Genomic DNA, 17,128 nt, shown 5'->3' with positions numbered 1-17,128 from the left:
GATGACAGGAGCCATCGTTGTGACCGGGACCCATCTGACAGGCTGCTCGATTTCAGAACCTGAGCCCGGCGCCGCTACGCCCTCCCAGATCGCCGGTCAAACCGGAAGCAGAGGGCAACGAGTGCTGCTGGCCTACTTCTCCCGGCCGGGCGAGAACTACTTCAACGGCGGCCGCACCAACTTGAAGGTGGGCAACACCGAGGTGCTGTCCCGAAAAATGGCCGGGCGCATCACCTGCGACACCTACCGCATCCAGGCCGCCGACCCCTACTCGCGAGACTACGACGCGACCGTGCAGCGCAACGTCCGCGAGCAGGACTCCGACGCCCGGCCGGCCATCGAAGGCCGCCTACCGTCCCTCGACGGATACGACACGATCCTGCTCGCCAGCCCGATCTGGAACGTCAGAGCACCCATGATCATGCTGACCTTCACCGAGGCCCTCGACTTCCGCGGCAAGACCGTTCACCCGGTCACCACCTACGCCATGAGCGGCCTGGGTACCACCGAACGCGACTACGCCGCCGCATGCCACGGCGCGACCATCGCGCCCGGCCTCGCGGTACGCGGCGAAGAAGTTGAAGGCGCCGACAGCCAAATCGAGGCATGGGTGCACCGCATCGGCCTACCTCTGCGCTAAGCACTCGATCGCAGACACTCTGCTGAACCGCCGGAATACCGCACGTCTCGAATACCGGCCATGCGCCAGTGAAACGGCTGAACGTGGCGGCTCAGGCCCCGGTTACCTGGGGGGATCGCTGCTTTGCGCCCTTCACGTCTGCGTGGCTGTCGAGGCGGGGTCATGCACGCGGGTAGACGGGCGGCCATGAGATGCCACGGTCCTCGGCAGGCTCTCGGGGCAAAACTGTCAACTGTTGCGGCGTGCCCACTGCGCGGCCCGGACCGTTCCCTGCTGAATGTCCTGCCGGGGCAGTTGGAGGTCGAAAGCGTCCTCCAGAGCGTGGAAGTACAGCTCGAACTCGCTGGTGAGTTCGGGATGGTCCAGTTCGGCGCGGCGTATGGCCTGGTTGAGGAAGTCGAGCTGACCGCCTCGGAAGTAGGGGGCGCGGCCGCGGTCGTACCAGATCAGCTCTAGGACGCCCCAGCCGTCGTCGATGCGGCGGCCGTTCCGCATGTAGGTGAAGGTGTAGATGGCCTTCGCGGAGGTGGCGCTCAGATGTACCGTCTCGGTGACGCCGAGGCGGGCGAGAGCCTCAAGACCGGGCCCGGAGCCGGGGGTCTGGTGGTACATCAGGAACGCCCAGTCGCCGGCCTGCCCGAAGCAGCAGGTCTCCCAGACGATGTCCCAGTCGAAGGTTCCGCCGTCCATGCTGCGCAGATCCGCAAGACGGGTCCCGGCGGCGATCTGTGCGGGGTCGGCTCCGTGAAGGAGGGCGATTTGTTCGGCGCAGATGCTCTCGCCGCGGAAGAAGGCGAGGTGGGTGTAGGGGTCCTGTTCGCGCCAGCTGTCGGCGATCCAGGCGAGGCGCTCCAGCGGGTCGCGTCCGCACGCAGTGGGGGGCTGGGCACCGTCCATGCCGCCGTTGCGGAATCTGCTGCCCCAGGCGGGGTTGATCCGGTCCAGTAGCTCGGCCTGTCCGGAGACCAGATTGGCCACCGGGCCGCTGCCCGGGGACCGAGCCGCGATGTGCTCGGCCAGCCGGCGGACCGCGTCCTCGGCGGCGAAGAACAGCACCTGATCCAGGTCCTGAGTGACGAAGACCTCCCGGTAGGGACCGATGTGGCCGCGCACCGTGCCGTCGTCCTCTAGGACCAGGAAGAGACGACCGTGCGGCGTGCCCACGTGCTGCTCGTACTGGTCGGGCGAGGTGCCGGTGGGCGGGAGCATCGCGTCGTCGAGCACGGCAGAGCCCACGGCCACCTGGTGCCAGGCCCGCTTGAGTGTGTACTCCGATACCTGCATGGGCGTCAGTATGCGACCGGGCAGTGACACGGTCGGCTGATCTGCGACGACTCGGTTCGATGGCGAAACGACTGGGTTCGATGTCAACGGACAGCTGCCGCAAGAAGTGATCGAAGCCGGCCGGGCTCAGGAACTGGTCACACAGCGGGCGAATACTGCAACTCTCGAATACCGACACTTCACCAGTGGGCGCGTGAGTCCCGTAAAAGCCGTGGTGGGCGCCGTCACCAGCGGCCTGGCCCGACCCGGCATCGCCCTGCTCGGCCGCTGGGACCACGACGCGCGCCTCGCTACCTCGGCCGCACCACCCGGCTACCGGAGGCCCGGGCCCGGGCACCGGCCGCCATGCTCACCCCGGCCGCCCCCGGACGCCCTTGGGAGGGCCGGCGCTTCACCGTGTCGTGGGGATCCAGGGACCTGCTCACCGTTCAGCTCGTGCAGCCCCGGGCCGTAGCCGAGGTGTCCGTCGACGTGTCCCGGGTCGCCGGGGGCGGCTGGCGGCACAGCGTCAAGTGGGCCCGGCTACGCCCGGACCTGGTGCCCGCAGACCTGCCCCCCTTCGAGGAAGACACCTACTAGGCTAGTCCAACGCGTCACCACACAACGCACCCCCACAAGCAAACTGGCTTAAGAAGCGCTGTCCTTCCGAAAGTGACTGTTGCAATCCCGCTGATCAGATGCCTGATCGATGCTGCGATGGCAGCACAAGCGCTCACTTCGCGTCCGTCATGCTGGAGGACACCTCGACTGCCTGTGTGTGGCCGGTCGCCCGCACTTCCCTCATGCGCGGACAACCCGGGAACACCCATGCGCGCCGGGGTCCGAGGGAAGAAAGCAACCAGAAGAGGGCAAATGCCGAGCAAGGCGATTTTTCTGCACGGTGCAGGTAAGTCCGGCGCGAGAGCCTGGCCAGTCCAAGCTCTTAGCGCCCCACCAGAGTGGACGTTCCTTGAGCGAGCCGAAGGCGGGGACTCAGCCCAAGGTGACGCAGCGCGGATTCTCGAATTGCTTGCGTCGAATGGGTCCAGCCATGTAGTCGCACAGTCCTACGGAGGTAACGCCGCTGCACTCGCCGCTCAGAAGCGCCCAGACCTGGTTCTGAGCCTCACTCTCATCGAACCGGCCTGCTTCGATCTCAGTCGCGGGAAGCCTGCCGTTGAGAACCACATCGCCGCCATGGACCCCGTCTTCGCGGTTAGCGATGACCCGAGTATCTCAGCGCGGAAGTACTCACTACTCTTCGCCGAGGGCATGGGAACCAAACCGCCCAACCTGCCAGACGATGTGCTCCGATCGCGGGTCGCTCGACTCCGAGCCATGGCACCTCCATGGGGGACCGGGCTCAGTACCGACGCAGGTTTGCCGGTCAGAACACTCGTGATTACTGGCGGTTGGAGTCCGATGTACGACCAGATCGCAGAAGCACTGGTTGAGCTCGGTGCGGACCATATCGTCGTCGCCGGACACGGACACCGAGCGCAGGACTCAGCGGAGGCGAATGGGGCCATGCTGCGACTCTGGGAACTTGTCTCGTGAAGAGCGGCCGCCGCAACAGTGCATGGACCTGGCCCTGCCCACTGCGCCTGGACCCCCCGTGTGACCGTCTGATGGTCTGGTCGGTGGCCGGATATGGGGCGGGGCGATCTGACAGATGCTGAGTGGGAACGGCTTCGGCCGTTCCTGCCGGTGGCCGTCTTTCTATGCGGGCACCCACCCGGACGCCGGAGCAAATCCCGGGAACAGGTCCAACCCGCTACACCACTTCCAAGGATGCAACCGCAGCACCTTGACGGGTGGCGGCGGACCATCCAGCGGATGCGGCAACCGCTCGCGCAGGCGCCGCGCCCTGTACCCGCCGCGCACGCGGCACCCGAAACAGGTACAAGGGCGCACACCGTGTGCGTCCGGCAGGTACCGCCAGCCCGCCACCTGCGGCGCGGTGCGGACCCGGTGCACTTCACTCGGCCGGATCGCCCGGGGGACGAACACCTCCCACCCGCGCGGGTCCTCCAGTGCTGCGATCCGCCGCACTGCCTCTGACGCAGAAACGGTGGCCTGGGCATCCTGCGCCCGGTCGGTATAGCGTCCGACCAGCACGTCCTGGGCGTCGTCGAGTCGCACGTGGACTGCCACGAGCCCGCCCCGGCTGCCGAAACGGGCCAGCTCGCGCAGCCATTGGTGGGTGAGGGTGTACGCCGGTAGGACCGGGAAGCAGTAGACCCCCCGCGCGCGGCCCTGTCCGTGGCCGGCCGCCCGGATCCCGGACCGCCGGATGCGCGGCGCGTTCGCCGCTGAGGTCAAGTGCACGAACATCGCCATGACACGGGATATTAGGTGACCGATTCCAGGCATCGGCTGTGCGTATGGGACGAGGACGTCCAACGTCAGTGTGTGAAGACAGAGTTGGACAGCCTGGCGACCGCACCCACCGGCCGATCTCCGCCTACCTCATCGAACTGGCCGCGCTCGGATGCCGACTACGCGAGATCGCCGAGCCGGGCCTCGAACCCGACATCGCGCGGGAGACAGCGGACACCGAACCCGGCATCGAGAGCTACGTCCACCTCCCCAACTTCTTGATCGTCGCAGCCGAGCATCCGTGAGGACGGAGGTCAGACGACCAGCTGACAGCGACTTCCAGATGTTGATGGGTGGGGGAGGGCGCGGTGTCTGACGGGGCGTGGCAGCAGCATGGGGTGGGGAGCCCCGCGGTGGCCGGCGTGACCAGTACTGGTCGCGGTGCCCGCCGGCCTTGTACTGGCGTTGCCGGCCTGGCTGTTCGCGGTTGACGTCTTCGGTGGGGGCCACCCGTTCGGGGATGCGAGGGCGTGTCCGGGCAGTGACACCGCGCCGGCTCCGGCGCTGCGGCAGGGGCAGATCGGCCTGCCCCTGGAGGCGGGGTGCGTCGCGGGCGGGACGACCGCGCCCCTCGTCAGCATCCCGAAGACCCTGGGTGTGAGCCGGCAGTTCACGGTGGCCATCGAGATGGGAGGCGGGCGATGCTCGGCGTGCCGACCGTCGCAGCCGCACCTGCACCGACGCGGAGGGTTCGGCCACGGTGGCCGCCGCCGACTCGGGCAACGCCACCGTCACGGCCCGTCCTCACGTGTCTCGATCCGGTCCGCCCTGGACCGACGGCCGGGCGTGAGAATACCCGGCCCGGGTATCTGGCAGAGCTCATCCGCACACAATCGAGCGCTACTCCACCGCAACTCGTCGAATTTTGGTGGAACCTGTTGACCGATGGCCACGGCACTGCCACATTCTTCAAGCATCAAACCATTCCATGGGTGCAGAGGCACTGGCGCGTCCATGAGTTCAAAGGACGGGAAGCCGTTTCGCTCATGAGGAGTCGCTTGCCCATGTACCCACCGGATCCGTCTTCACCCTGTGTACGCCGGGTGGGCGACGCCAACGGGGTGGGGCAGCCGGCATCGATCGCGTACACCGTGGCACCTCACCCCACAAGGTGCGGACTTACCCACCCATATGACGATCCGTCGTATGGGGCAAGCGCCTCGACCGTTCCCGACGGCAAAGGTGGACAGGAGCCCAGATATGCGGAGTAAGAGATCCACAAGACTCGGAGGACTCGTTGCGGCCGCCACGACCGCGGCGCTGCTTGCCGCCGGCACGCTGACCGCTCAGCAAGCCGGAGCGGAACCTGCGACACCGTCCGCGGCCGATCCGTGGGTGCTCACCAGCACCACGTACTCCCCGGCCGACTACACGCAGGAACCGTTCGTCGGCAACGGTTACCTCGCCCAGCGCCTCCCTGCCATCGGGGCGGGTTTCGAGGGCAACGGCGACCTGGGCACGGGGAACTGGCCGCTGGGGAACCCGCGCTCGACGACGGCGATCGTCGCGGGCGTCTATCAGACGAGCGGCAAGAGCGACTCCCTCTCCACGCTGCCCAGCTGGTCCGACCTGTCCTTCGACATCGACGGTCACGTGCTCGACGCGAAGGTGCCCGCGAGCCAGATCAGCCAGTACCGGCAGACGCTCGACATGCACTCCGGCACCGTGACGACGTCGTTCGTGTGGACGCCCGAAACGGGACGCTCGGCCACGGTGACCTACCAGGTGCTCGCCAACCGCGAGCGCATGCACCTCGGCCAGGTCCGCGCGACCATCAGCCCCTCCTGGAGCGGTAGCGTGTCCGTCACCTCGCTGCTCAACGGCGCCGGCGTCCAGCGCATCACCCCCACGAGCCGGTCGGTCGACACCGGCACCGACACCGCGACGGTCCAGTTGTCCACCCCGGGACGCGCCACCGCTGTCGCGCAGTCCGCGCGCCTCGTGGCCGACCACGGGGTCACCGTGTCGCAACGCTCGGCGGTGCTGCCCGACGACAACGCCGGCACGGCCGGGGAGCGGTGGACGGTACCGGTGCACGCCCGGTCGACCTACGGGTTCACCAAGTACGTCGGCATCTCGACCTCCAACGACCCCGGCGCACCTGCCCAGGAGGCGTTGGCGACGGTCGATCAGGCGGAGGCGACGGGCTGGAACCCGCTCACCTCGGCGCACAAGGCCCAGTGGGCGCAGTTGTGGGACCGCCGTGTCACGGTCAAGGGGCAGCCGTCGGTGCAGACGGCTGTCGACAGCTCGTTCTACCTGCTCTACTCCAGCCTCCGGGCAGGCGTGAACTTCAGTATCCCGCCCGCCGGGTTGTCCAGTGACAACTATGCCGGGGTGATCTTCTGGGACGCGGACACCTGGATGTTCCCCTCGCTGCTGGCCCTGCACCCCGAGCTGGCCAAGTCGATCGTCACCTTCCGCCACGACACCATGGCCGCTGCCGAGGCCAACGCCCGCGGAGCCGGCTACCGCGGCGGGTCGTGGGCCTGGGACAACGGACCCTCCGGGACATGCGGCGGCCTCGCCCCGTGCCAGGGCTACGAGGACCACCTCCAGTCGGACATCGCGCTGGCCCAGTGGCAGTACTACCAGGCCACCGGGGACACGGCGTGGCTGCGCAGCGACGGCTACCCCGTGATCAAGGACGTGGCCGACTTCTGGGCCAGCCGCGTCACCGCGGGATCCGACGGCAAGCTCCACATCAACCACGTCACCGGTCCCGACGAGTTCACCTCCGGCGTGAACGACGAGTCGGCAACGAACGCCGGCGCGGTCGTCGCTCTGCGCGACGCCGTGGCGGCGGCCAAGGCCGTGGGCGCCACCCCCGACCCGGCGTGGTCGACCGTCGCGGAGAAGATCTTCATCGCCACGGATGCCGACGGCACGCACCCCGAATACCCGGGCTACACCAATCAGAAGGTCAAGCAGGCCGACACCGTGCTGATGACGTATCCGTTCGGCTACGTCACCGATCCGGCCACCGCATCCGCTGACCTCGAACGCTACCTGCAGGTCACCGACACGGGCGGCCCGGCGATGACGGCCTCGGTCGAGGCCATCGTCGCCGCGCAGGCCCAGCAGCCCGGCTGCCTGGACTACACCCTCTTCCTGGACTCCTACCAGCCGTTCCTGCGCGGCGCTTACCAGCAGTTCAACGAGACGCAGTACCTGACGCCCTCCGCAGGCCAGAGCAACCCGGCCTTCGACTTCGCCACCGGCGCCGGGGGCTTCCTGCAGACCCTGCTGTACGGCTTCACGGGTCTGCGCTGGGACGCGTCCTCGCTGAACCTCGCACCGACGCTGCCCCCGCAGCTGGCCCGAGGTGTCAGCATCACCGGCCTGCAGTACCAGGGCCGCACGGTGGACGTCACGGTCGGCGCGAAGGCCACCACGGTCGCCCTCGCATCGGGAGCGGCACTGGAACTCCGCTCCGCCGGCAGCACGCACAAGCTCGTCCGGGGACAGCAGGCCGTGCTGCCGACAGCGCGGCCCGACCTGGCTCCGACCGACAACCTGGCACGCTGCCAGACCGCCACCGCGACCTCCGCCGGCGCCGTCAACCCGCCGGCCGCCGCCGTGGACGGAAGCACCGCGACCGCCTGGACGGCCACCAGCACCGACGCCTCCCTCACGGTGGCACTCGACCAGCACGCGGGCACCGCGCACGGACCTGCCACGGTGGGCCACGCCGACCTTGCCTGGGGCTCGACGCGGCCCGCTTCCTACACGGTGCAGGCGCAAGCGTCATCGGGGACGTGGCGGCAGGTGGCGGCGGGTGCCGTTCCGGCCACGGGCGACCTCGACGCGACCTGGCCGGCCGTGAGGGCCACCGCCTTGAAGTTCACCTTCTCCGGTGGCGGGCCCGCCAGCATCGTCGAGCTCACCACGCCCGACGCCGCGGCCGCCGACGTCATCACCACGCTTGACGCACCGCAGTCCGTGGCCCCGGGGACATCGGCCGACGTGACCTTGACCGCGAAGTCGATCGGCGGTGCGGACGCCACCGGCGTGAAGGCGGCACTGTCGCTGCCCGACGGCTGGACCGCATCCCCGGCGGCTGCCCCCGGCACCATCGCGCGCGGGAGCACCGCCACCTACACGTGGACGGTCACCGCCCCCGCCGGTGCGAGCCCCAGCCAGGCGCCGGTGACCGCGACGACGACCTGGCAAGGAGCAGCGGGAACGTCCTCCACCGTCGCCACCGCGACGGTGTACGTAGGCACACCCGCCCAACCCGGAACGCCCCTCCAGGCCGAAAGCGCGATCCTCAGTGGAGGCGCGTCCGTCGCACGGGACCACCCCGGCTATACGGGAACGGGCTTCGTCGCCAACCTCTACACCGGGGCTGCCGTGACCGGCATCGTCACGGTCCCGGCGGCGGGTCGCTACCAAGTCGGCATTCGGTACGCCAACTGGACGGGCGGCCAGAGCGCTCCCTACCTGACGGAGACCCGGACGATCAGCCTCACCGCGGGCGGTTCGACCCAGCAGGTCCAGCTCCCGGTCACCGGCAGCTGGGACACCTGGTCGACGGTGACCGCCGAGGTGTCGCTGCCCGCGGGGACGAGCACCGTGCAACTGGCCGTGGGCCCCGACGATTCCGGGAGCGTCAACCTCGACAGCCTCCAGGTCGGATAAGGGCCTGCGGCGACCAAGTGCCCGACTGCCGAACGCGGACCCGGCCCCCGATCCCCGGAGGCCGGGTCTGCGTTCGGGGCCGGTTGCCGCACCCCTGGAGGCCGTGCTGCATCAGCCGGACCCGGCCGTTGTCACCGCGCTGCGCGGGGAAGCCGCCCAGGTCGCTCGACGAGCAGTTCGCGGGCGAGGCTGGAACTGTGGACTTTCCACCCTGTTCAACAACCTCGAACGGGCCCTCGTCGGCAAGCCGCAGCACGTCACCGGCCGCCCATCTCAGCCGGTCACCGTCACGGTGGTGGTTTCGGGGTTGGCGCTGTTGCTCTGGTAGACGGTGTCGCCGCTGTAGACGGCGGTGATGGTGTGGGTGCCGGTGGTGCTGAAGGCGGTGACGGTCCCGGCCGCTGCGCAGTTGCCGAGGGACAAGAACAGGCGTCCGGTGCCGAGGGTCTTGCCGGTGGTGGTGTCGGTGAAGGTGACGGTGCCGGTCGGCCTGGTCGTGGCGCCCGTACTCGCTGGGCAGACGATGTCGCTGAGCACGACCGGAAGGCCGACCCGGGTGCGGGGCAACATCGCGGTCAGGGATGTGCTCACGGGCTTGCCCGGGGTGGTGTAGCTGATGGTGATGCCCGGCGCGGCACTGGTGACGGTGGGGCCGGTGCCGCCGGCGGGGACCAGGGACGAACCTCCGCCTCCGCCACCCCCGCCGCCGCTCGGGCTGATGAAGGGGTTGATGTTGCCGCCTCCGCCACCACCGTAGTAGCCGCCGCCTCCGCCGCCACCGGTCAGGGAGGCGCCCGGGCCGCCGCCGGTGCCGCCGGCACCGAGCGCGCCGTTCCCACCGCCGAACACCCCGCCACCGCCCGTGCCGCCGGTCCCACCCTGGGTGGACGTTCCCGCCCGGCCACCGGTGCCGCCGTTGCAGGTCGCGTCGGTGCCTGGCTGGCCGGCGTCCCCGCCCGGGCTTCCGGTGCACTGGCCGGCCCAGCCGGCTCCGCCCCCGCCCGCGGCCACGATGAGGCGGGAGTCGGTGGTGGTCAGGGGGGTGGTGTCGGGCAGGGTGCGGACGTCGGATGCTCCGCCACCGCCGCCGCCGAAGTGGGTACTGCCGCCGCCATTGAAGCCGCCGGCGCACTGCGCGCTGCCGGCGCACGAGGCGCCGGTGGCGGCGCCGCCGACTTCGACGTAGAGGACCTGCCCACCGGACAGCCCGGTGAGCGTGCCGGACACCTGGGCGCCCCGGCCGCCGCTCACGCCGTTGTCCTCCACACCGCCGCCGCCGCCGATCGCCGTGACGTCGACCTGCGTGACGCCGCTGGGCACGGTGAACGTCTGCTCGGCGCCGGTGGAGGCGAAGGTGCAGGTGGTGGTGGGGCCGGACACTGAGCAGGTGCCCTGGGCGTGGGCGGTCCCGGACAGCGCCACCGGCGCGACGGCGGCGCAGAGCACGCCGGCCGCCACGGTCAGCACTCGGCTCCGAGGCCCGGCCGAACCGGGGCGATGCCCGCGCGCTGAGCCTGGTCGGCCGGCGGCCTCCGACAGTGAGAACGTCACGATCAACTCCAGAAGACGGAAGAGGGTCTCTCGGCGAGGAATCGCCCTCTGTCACTGTTGATCACGAGACCGGAGCCGCGCCCTCTGACCCGTCTGACACACCGCCGGTTCATACCGACAGCCCCTGGCTGGGCCTTCGGCAGCATCTCAGTCCGAGAGCGCAATCACAGCCCCGAACGAAGCGCACGGCTGCCGGGCCCTGACTCGTCACGAAGCGCTCAAGCTCGCCAACTGGGGCACTCAGTCACACCCTCGATGGCCAGCCGGTAAGCGAACCGCCGGACGATGCGGTCGGGGTCAGCGAAGAGAACAGCGAGCTGCCCGTGGGATGCCTGGCGGAGGATCTGGCCGAGCACATCGACGCCGAATGCACCTCTGTCGCGGCGGCCGACGCGGAGGATGAGCGGCGCGAGGTCGAGGGCAGATTCCACGGTCAGGGCCTCGCGCATCACATGCCGGGCGTGCTCGCGCACCGGGCCGCCCCAACCTCATACCGGGTCAACGCAGGAAGTCCGGCACGTCCAAGTCATCCGGCGGGAGGTAAACGGGGAGACCCCGACCCCAGTCCTCCTCCGATGTTCGGCGGATGTGGATGTGGCGAAGGCGGACCCCGTCGGGTGCTGCCGTGCCTGCCTGTAGCGCCCTGCTGCGGGCTCGCTCCCATGTCGGTGCCCGGTCGTAGGTGTGCAGCGGATGGTCGTTCCTTCTGGGTACGTCCCAGGTGTGGCGGATCTCCCAGCCGTCTCGATGACCGGTGTAATCCTCTGCGGACAGCCACCGCTGCTCCGATTCAGACCAGTACAACGTCGTTCCGCGGACGGTTTCGCCGGCCGGGTCGAGGTCGATGAGCGCCAGCCGGGCGGCTTCGCTCAGATGCTCTGGGAGGATCAGCGTCGTCGGGCTGGACGTGTCGGGAAGCCGGGTCTCAAGCTCGCTCTCCGGTGATGCCACGTGGCGTCGCAGCCGGATGCGGCCCAGAGCGCGCACGGTGGACTCACCCAGTTGCGCGCCGAGCTTCTTCGCCCATTCCTCAAGGAATGGGCCTAACGCCTTGACCACCAGGTATCCGACCACGACCTGCTCGGCAGCGGGCTCCATACTGGGAGACGCCATGGGCGCGGACGGCGCGCTGCTCTCCTGCGGCGGGCGTACGGCCCACAGCCGTTCGTCTGCTTCTCGCTTCCATGCCTCGGGCACGTCCTCGCGCCCCCAGATGGCCTGCTCTGCCCTGCTGAACGCCGTAGCGGCACAGTCGAGCAACCGGGCCCGTTCCTCCTCCGTCACTACCACGGGCTGTGGGGCGTTGCCGGACGCGCCGCCGTGATGATCGTGCCCGGTGACCGCGACGCCCGCGGAGTGGGCCAGGTACACGCCCCGCTCTGTCATCATCTCGAATAGGGTCACGCTGAGTTCGCGTGATGAGCTGCCCACTTTGGCCAGGGCGTATGCATCCCAATCGAGCTGGTCGGCTTCGGCATGGCGCCCGGTCTCGTAGAGGGCCTGGGCCAAGGCGTAATGCGCGAGGGTCTTCTCCTGAACGTCGCCTCGCGTGCGAGCGTCCACCAGACGAGCCCATGCGGTGTCGATGTCGAACACTGACTCACTCATGCACCTCACTGTGCCGTACCACCCGAGCGGTCGGCAGATAGGGCAACACTGGGTTCTTCGACTCCCCACCGGGAAGCCTCTCGCCCCAGTCTGGGAGGTTCACGCATCGCGAGACACGTTCGGGCTGGTCAGCGAATTGCGTCGGTTCCCCGGGCGGCGACTTCTACTTCAAGGACTGGCACGCCGACCGGACCAAGTCCACCGGGCTCCTCCTCCAGAAGGGCGCCCACGACATCGACGTCATCCACTGGCTGGCCGGCGGCTACTCGACGACCGTCTCGGCCGTCGGGGCACTGAGCGTCTACGGTGACATCTCCGACCGGCGGGACAACTCCGACCGCCGGATGTGGGACTGGTACGACAAGGACAACTGGCCGCCCACCGCCCAGCGCGAGTTGGCGCCGCGGGTCGACGTCGAGGACATCTCGATGGCCAACATGGTGCTGCACAACGGCGTGCTCGCCTCGTACCAGCAGTGCCACTTCACCCCGGACTACTGGCGCAGCTACACCGTCATCGGGACCGAGGGCCGCCTGGAGAACTTCGGCGACGACGAATCCGCCACGATCAAGCTCTGGAACAAGCGGTCCGACTCCTACCAGGCCGAGGCCGACGAGATCATCGAGGTTCCGCCGGCCGAGGGCGGCCACGGCGGGGCCGACCCGCTGCTGATCTCCGAGTTCATCCGGTTCGCGGTGGAGGGCGGCCCGACCATGACGTCCCCGATCGCCGCCCGGCAGTCGGTGGCGGCGGGCGTCGCCGGAACGCAGTCGATCCGCAGCGGGGGGAGGGGCCGTCCAGGTCCCGCCGCTCCCCGCCGAGATCGAGGCGTACTTCCTCGGCGACCAGGTCAAGGACGCGACCGGGGCCGAACCCGCGCTGAGCTGAGCGGAGGGACGGGGGACGGGGGCGGAGGGCGCGGCGGTACGGGGGTCGGCCGCGCCCTTGGCCACCCCGGGGCTCCCGACGGACCTGGCAGCCGAACTCGGCGGCTTCCCGCTCCAAGAGACGGACCAGGAGGACCGCGTCACCGTCCGCGGTAGGGGCCCGCGGGCCCGAGCGAGGTACGCCGAGTTGGAGCGCCAGGTCCTGGAGCTGCGACGTCACGGCCTGATCCCGGGGCAGAGCCGGTGAAATCCGCTGCGGTACCAGTGCTCCCGGCTGTCGCGGCGGGTTTGTGTCATGGCGGAAATCCCCAATGGCCTCTCCGTTGCCCCCTGCGTCCAGGAGGCCCGAACATCTCTCCCGTGCGGCAGGGATGTTCTTTGCCGCGACGACCAGGGAGGTGTTCGTGTATCCCGCACGTCACAATTCCGTTGAGGGAGAAAGAGTGGCATCGCCGGGGGCCCCGATATGAGGTCTCCGGGAAAGCGAGCGGCCACCGCGGTGGCCGGAATGGCGATTCTCTCCATGGTCGTGCCGGTCACCACGGCGAATGCCTCTGGCCCGGCTTCGGCTCGATCCGCCCCTGCCGTGCAGAAACTCGATCTGCCTGCGTCGGTGCGCGATTCCCTGTTACGCGCTGCCGCCGGGAAGGGGGCGACCGTTTCGCTGACGCTGGTGACGGGCGACAAGGTGCAGATCGGCTTCACCAAGGATGGCGAGCCGGTCGTCGACGGCGTCGAGACGGCGACGAGGCCGGACGACGAGCCGGTGCTCGTCCAGACGATCACCAGCCGCGGCCAGGTCTACGCCGTTCCGGACGACGCGCTGCCGCTGCTGCGTGAAGGCGTGCTCGACTGGGACCTGTTCAACCTCGCCAAGCTGGCCGACTGGGCGGCCGAGGGCAGGACCGGTCAGACGCCGACGATCGAGACGTACATCGGGACGGTCAACGCCCGGACGGCCGAGGCTGCCGCCGGTACGACGGCGAAGACGGTGCTTGCGAGCATCAACGGCCGCGCGACGGCCATTGACGACGACGGCCAGTGGTGGCGTGAGGTGCGGCAGCAGGACACGGGCAGGTCTCTCGCCGCGACCCGTGCTGCCGGCCCACTGGCCGGCGTGAAGAAGGTCTGGCTGGACCCGCTGCTGAAGGTCCAACTCGACCAATCCGTACCGCAGATCGGCGCCCCCGCGGCCTGGAGCCGCGGCTTCGACGGCACCGGGGTCACCGTCGCCGTGCTGGACGGCGGCGTCGATGCCACCCATCCGGACCTGTCCGGCCGCATCGATCAGGAAGTCGACTTCACCGGCAGCGCGAACGGGCCGGTGGACGGATTCGGACACGGAACGCACGTGGCGGACACGATCGCCGGCACGGGAGCGGCGTCCGGCGGGCGGTACAAGGGCGTTGCACCCGGTGCGAAGGTCGCCATCGGCAAGATCTGCCTCGATGACGGGACGTGCCCGGGAGACGCCATCGCGGCAGGCATGGAGTGGGCCGCCAAGTCCGGCTACCGCGTGGCGAACATGAGCATCGGCAGCTCCACGCCCAGCGACGGAACGGACCCGCTGAGCCAGGAAGTGAACCAGCTCAGCCGCACCTACGGCACCCTGTTCGTCGTAGCTGCGGGCAACAACGGCCGGTCCGGCGGCACGACGATCGGGAGCCCGGGTGCCGCGGACGACGCGCTGACCGTCGCGGCCGTGGACAAGAGCGATCAGATGGCCGACTTCTCCAGCCGTGGGCCGCGGCTCCACGACGGCGCGGCCAAGCCGGACATCGCGGCTCCCGGTGTCGACATCGTCGCGGCCCGAGCCAAGGGCACCTCGCTCGGCACGCCCGTCAACGAGTACTACACGTCCCTCAGCGGCACTTCCATGGCCACCCCGCACGTGGCCGGCGCCGCGGCGATCATCGCCGAGCAGCACCCGGACTTCACCGGGCAGCAGATCAAGGCGCTGCTGATGGCGACGTCGAAGGACCTCGGGTTCGACATCTACGCGCAGGGGTCCGGCCGGGTGGATCTGGATCGCGGGACCGATCCGAAGATCGTCCCGACGGGGAGCCTGAACTTCGGCCGGACCGCCTACCCGCATTCGCCGGTGGCGCGGACGGTCACCTACAGCAACTGGACCGACCAGCCGATCACCCTGGCCCTCTCCGCCTCGGCCACCTCCGCTGCTTCCGGCGGCCCGGCACCGGCAGGGCTGATCTCCGTCAGCGCTGACCAGGTGACGGTACCGGCCAACGGCTCTGCGGACGTGACCGTGACCGTGGACGGAAGTGTGCTCGGCGACTCCGGGTCGTACGGCGGGTATTCCGGTGCGCTGACCGCGAAGGACGGGTCCGGGAAGGTGCTCGGCAACTCGCGGATCTCGGCCTTCCTGGAACCCGTGATGCACGACCTGACCATCAGCGTCATCCCGCCGGACGGCGCCACCGACATCAAGTACGGCGACGAACTGATCGTCCCCATGGACGGCGACAAGCTGCACCTCTACGACACACCCGTCACGGTGCCCGGCGGTGCGACGGCCACGGCACGGGTCTTCTCCGGCACGGTCGCCGCGGGCATGGCGGTGACCTGGCGGGACGCCAGCGGCCGACTGCAGAAGGCCGCACCGCTGGCACCTCAGGTTGCCGTCAGCGGCGACACCACCGTGGTGCTGGACCTGCGCAAGGCCAAGCCGGTCATGGTGGAGACGCCGGAGCCCACCGAGACCTACCAGTCGGTGACGACGCTGCGCCGCGCCTCGGCCGACGGCGGCTGGGCGATCAACGCCTCGCTGGCCACCGCCTACGGCCCCGAGGAGCCGCACTGGTGGGTGCTGCCGACCGGGAAGGTCAGCTCAGGCACGCTCACCTTCAGCAGCCAGCACGTCCTGGTACCGCCCTCGGTGACGATGAAGGCCACGGGCCAGGGCAACTCCCTTGACCTGGGTGCTCGTTACCCGACGCCCGACGCCACGGTCACTGCGGGAAACCAGATCTGGACGGAGGACGGAAAGGCGGCCAGCCGGCTCGTGCGACTGCCGATTCCCCGGCTGCCGGATCACGGACGGAAGCGCGTCGTGTACGCAGGCACCGGTTCGGACGCCGAACTCGCCAAGGTCGACGCCAAGGGTGCTCTCGTCCTGCTGAGGCCCACCGACATCTGCACGGCGACCTGCGACTTCACCGCATTGCGCCACCGCGTGACGGCGCTGGCAGCCGCTGGCGCGTCCGGTGTGCTGGTGACTGGCGAGAGTGATCCGATCACCTTGCCGACCTACCTGTCCCTGGGTGCCTCCTGCAAGAACGGTCCGGACAGCTGCCCGCCGGTCGACGCGTACACGGCCCTGCCGATCGTGACGGTGGCACCGGGCGCGGCCGCCACGCTCATTCAGCGGCTCGGGAGCGCGGGGCAGGACGGCGTGCTGATCCGCCTCGGAGGCAACCGCGAGGTGTCGAAGGACTATGCGCTGGCTTTCGCCACCGCCGGTCAGGTTCCGAGCAGCCTGCCGTACCGGGTCCGGTCCTCGGACCTCGACCAGGTCGACCACCGCATTCACGCCGACCAGCCCGGCACGGTGCCCTACTTCAGCTGGACCCGAACGACCGCGTCCGGCCGGGCGACGCCCGCGATGAACCTGCCGAAGCCCCCCAGCCAGCGGCAGATCACCACGCTGGTCGGCCCGAGGGACGACAACGCGGTGGACCACTTCGAACTGTCCGTGCGGCAGTCCCTCGCGCCCTTCCTGGCGAGTGGGTCGGGACCGTCCGAGGCCCAGGACCTCGCGCTCGACCGGCGCAACACGATCGAGTGGAACGCCGGACCGACCATCCCCGGAGCGGTGCCGCAGGCCCGCACCAAGTCGGGCGTCGTGATCAACACCAACCTGCCCTGTGCCGCCTGCCGGGACACCGACGAGTTCTGGCCGAACCTGTACACGACCAGCAGCGCCGGCGGCCGCCAAGCCGTGTTCGGCATCGTCGACGACCCGATAGGCATCCCCTCGTTGCTCTGGGGAATGGCCACCTGTGCGCCTCCCGACTGCGACGTCGACCTGCTCGACGCGGCCGGCCACACCATCACGAAGCGCCTCATTCCAGCCACCGTCTACCTCGGGATCGGCGCCGACGGCACCACGACGAACCTGGTCTCGGAGGGACAGCGGTGA

Annotated in this window: 10 protein-coding genes and 2 pseudogenes; 7 read left to right on the top strand and 5 right to left on the bottom strand. The window is 69.5% G+C overall.

Annotated features, from left to right (window positions below):
* Positions 1 to 121: 121 nt before the first annotated feature.
* Entirely contained in the window at positions 122 to 640 is a 519-nt protein-coding gene (locus ACH4TG_RS20520; protein ID WP_398243811.1) for a flavodoxin, read from the top strand.
* 228 nt (positions 641 to 868) lie between these two features.
* Here the strand turns inward: ACH4TG_RS20520 and ACH4TG_RS20515 are convergent, their stop codons facing one another.
* On the bottom strand, positions 869 to 1,924 hold the full coding sequence (locus ACH4TG_RS20515) for a hypothetical protein (RefSeq protein ID WP_398243810.1): 1,056 nt from the start codon (positions 1,922 to 1,924) through the stop codon (positions 869 to 871).
* Between the two features lie 435 nt (positions 1,925 to 2,359).
* Here ACH4TG_RS20515 and ACH4TG_RS20510 point away from each other — a divergent pair, with 435 nt between their 5' ends.
* A complete protein-coding gene (locus tag ACH4TG_RS20510; RefSeq protein ID WP_398243809.1) occupies positions 2,360 to 2,503 on the top strand; it encodes an ATP-dependent DNA ligase in 144 nt (47 codons plus the stop codon).
* Between the two features lie 117 nt (positions 2,504 to 2,620).
* Complete coding sequence (locus ACH4TG_RS20505) at positions 2,621 to 3,460, top strand: alpha/beta fold hydrolase (RefSeq protein WP_398244055.1); 840 nt, start codon at positions 2,621 to 2,623, stop codon at positions 3,458 to 3,460.
* Positions 3,461 to 3,703: 243 nt separating this feature from the next.
* On the opposite strand, the pseudogene ACH4TG_RS20500 reads toward ACH4TG_RS20505, so the two are convergent.
* Positions 3,704 to 4,243, bottom strand: a pseudogene (locus ACH4TG_RS20500) (HEAT repeat domain-containing protein); the annotation flags it as partial.
* 68 nt (positions 4,244 to 4,311) lie between these two features.
* On the opposite strand from ACH4TG_RS20500, the gene ACH4TG_RS20495 reads away from it, so the two are divergent.
* Both ACH4TG_RS20495 and ACH4TG_RS20490 read left to right on the top strand, forming a co-directional pair.
* Positions 4,312 to 4,527, top strand: a complete 216-nt coding sequence (locus tag ACH4TG_RS20495) for a hypothetical protein (protein ID WP_398243808.1) — start codon at positions 4,312 to 4,314, stop codon at positions 4,525 to 4,527.
* A gap of 955 nt (positions 4,528 to 5,482) precedes the next feature.
* Positions 5,483 to 8,923, top strand: coding sequence for an NEW3 domain-containing protein (locus tag ACH4TG_RS20490; RefSeq protein ID WP_398243807.1), 3,441 nt, complete (start codon positions 5,483 to 5,485; stop codon positions 8,921 to 8,923).
* 273 nt (positions 8,924 to 9,196) lie between these two features.
* Here the strand turns inward: ACH4TG_RS20490 and ACH4TG_RS20485 are convergent, their stop codons facing one another.
* The 3 genes from ACH4TG_RS20485 to ACH4TG_RS20475 all read right to left on the bottom strand — a co-directional run bounded on the left by ACH4TG_RS20485 (position 9,197) and on the right by ACH4TG_RS20475 (position 12,082).
* On the bottom strand, positions 9,197 to 10,390 hold the full coding sequence (locus tag ACH4TG_RS20485; protein WP_398243806.1) for an Ig-like domain repeat protein: 1,194 nt from the start codon (positions 10,388 to 10,390) through the stop codon (positions 9,197 to 9,199).
* A 302-nt stretch (positions 10,391 to 10,692) separates the two neighbouring features.
* On the bottom strand, positions 10,693 to 10,947 hold the full coding sequence (locus tag ACH4TG_RS20480) for a hypothetical protein (protein ID WP_398243805.1): 255 nt from the start codon (positions 10,945 to 10,947) through the stop codon (positions 10,693 to 10,695).
* Positions 10,948 to 10,972: 25 nt separating this feature from the next.
* A complete protein-coding gene (locus ACH4TG_RS20475; RefSeq protein ID WP_398243804.1) occupies positions 10,973 to 12,082 on the bottom strand; it encodes a hypothetical protein in 1,110 nt (369 codons plus the stop codon).
* Positions 12,083 to 12,297: 215 nt separating this feature from the next.
* Between ACH4TG_RS20475 and ACH4TG_RS20470 the strand changes: the two are divergent.
* Positions 12,298 to 13,125 (top strand): annotated as a pseudogene (locus ACH4TG_RS20470) (Gfo/Idh/MocA family oxidoreductase); the annotation flags it as partial.
* Between the two features lie 517 nt (positions 13,126 to 13,642).
* Positions 13,643 to 17,128 carry a S8 family peptidase gene (locus tag ACH4TG_RS20465; RefSeq protein ID WP_398243803.1) on the top strand — a complete coding sequence of 1,162 codons (3,486 nt, stop codon included), beginning with the start codon at positions 13,643 to 13,645 and terminating at the stop codon, positions 17,126 to 17,128.

The organism is Streptomyces sp. NPDC020917 (genome assembly GCF_044333795.1).
Lineage (GTDB): Bacteria > Actinomycetota > Actinomycetes > Streptomycetales > Streptomycetaceae > Actinacidiphila.
Note: the sequence above shows the minus strand (reverse complement) of the source record. Positions and strands in the feature narration are given on the sequence as shown.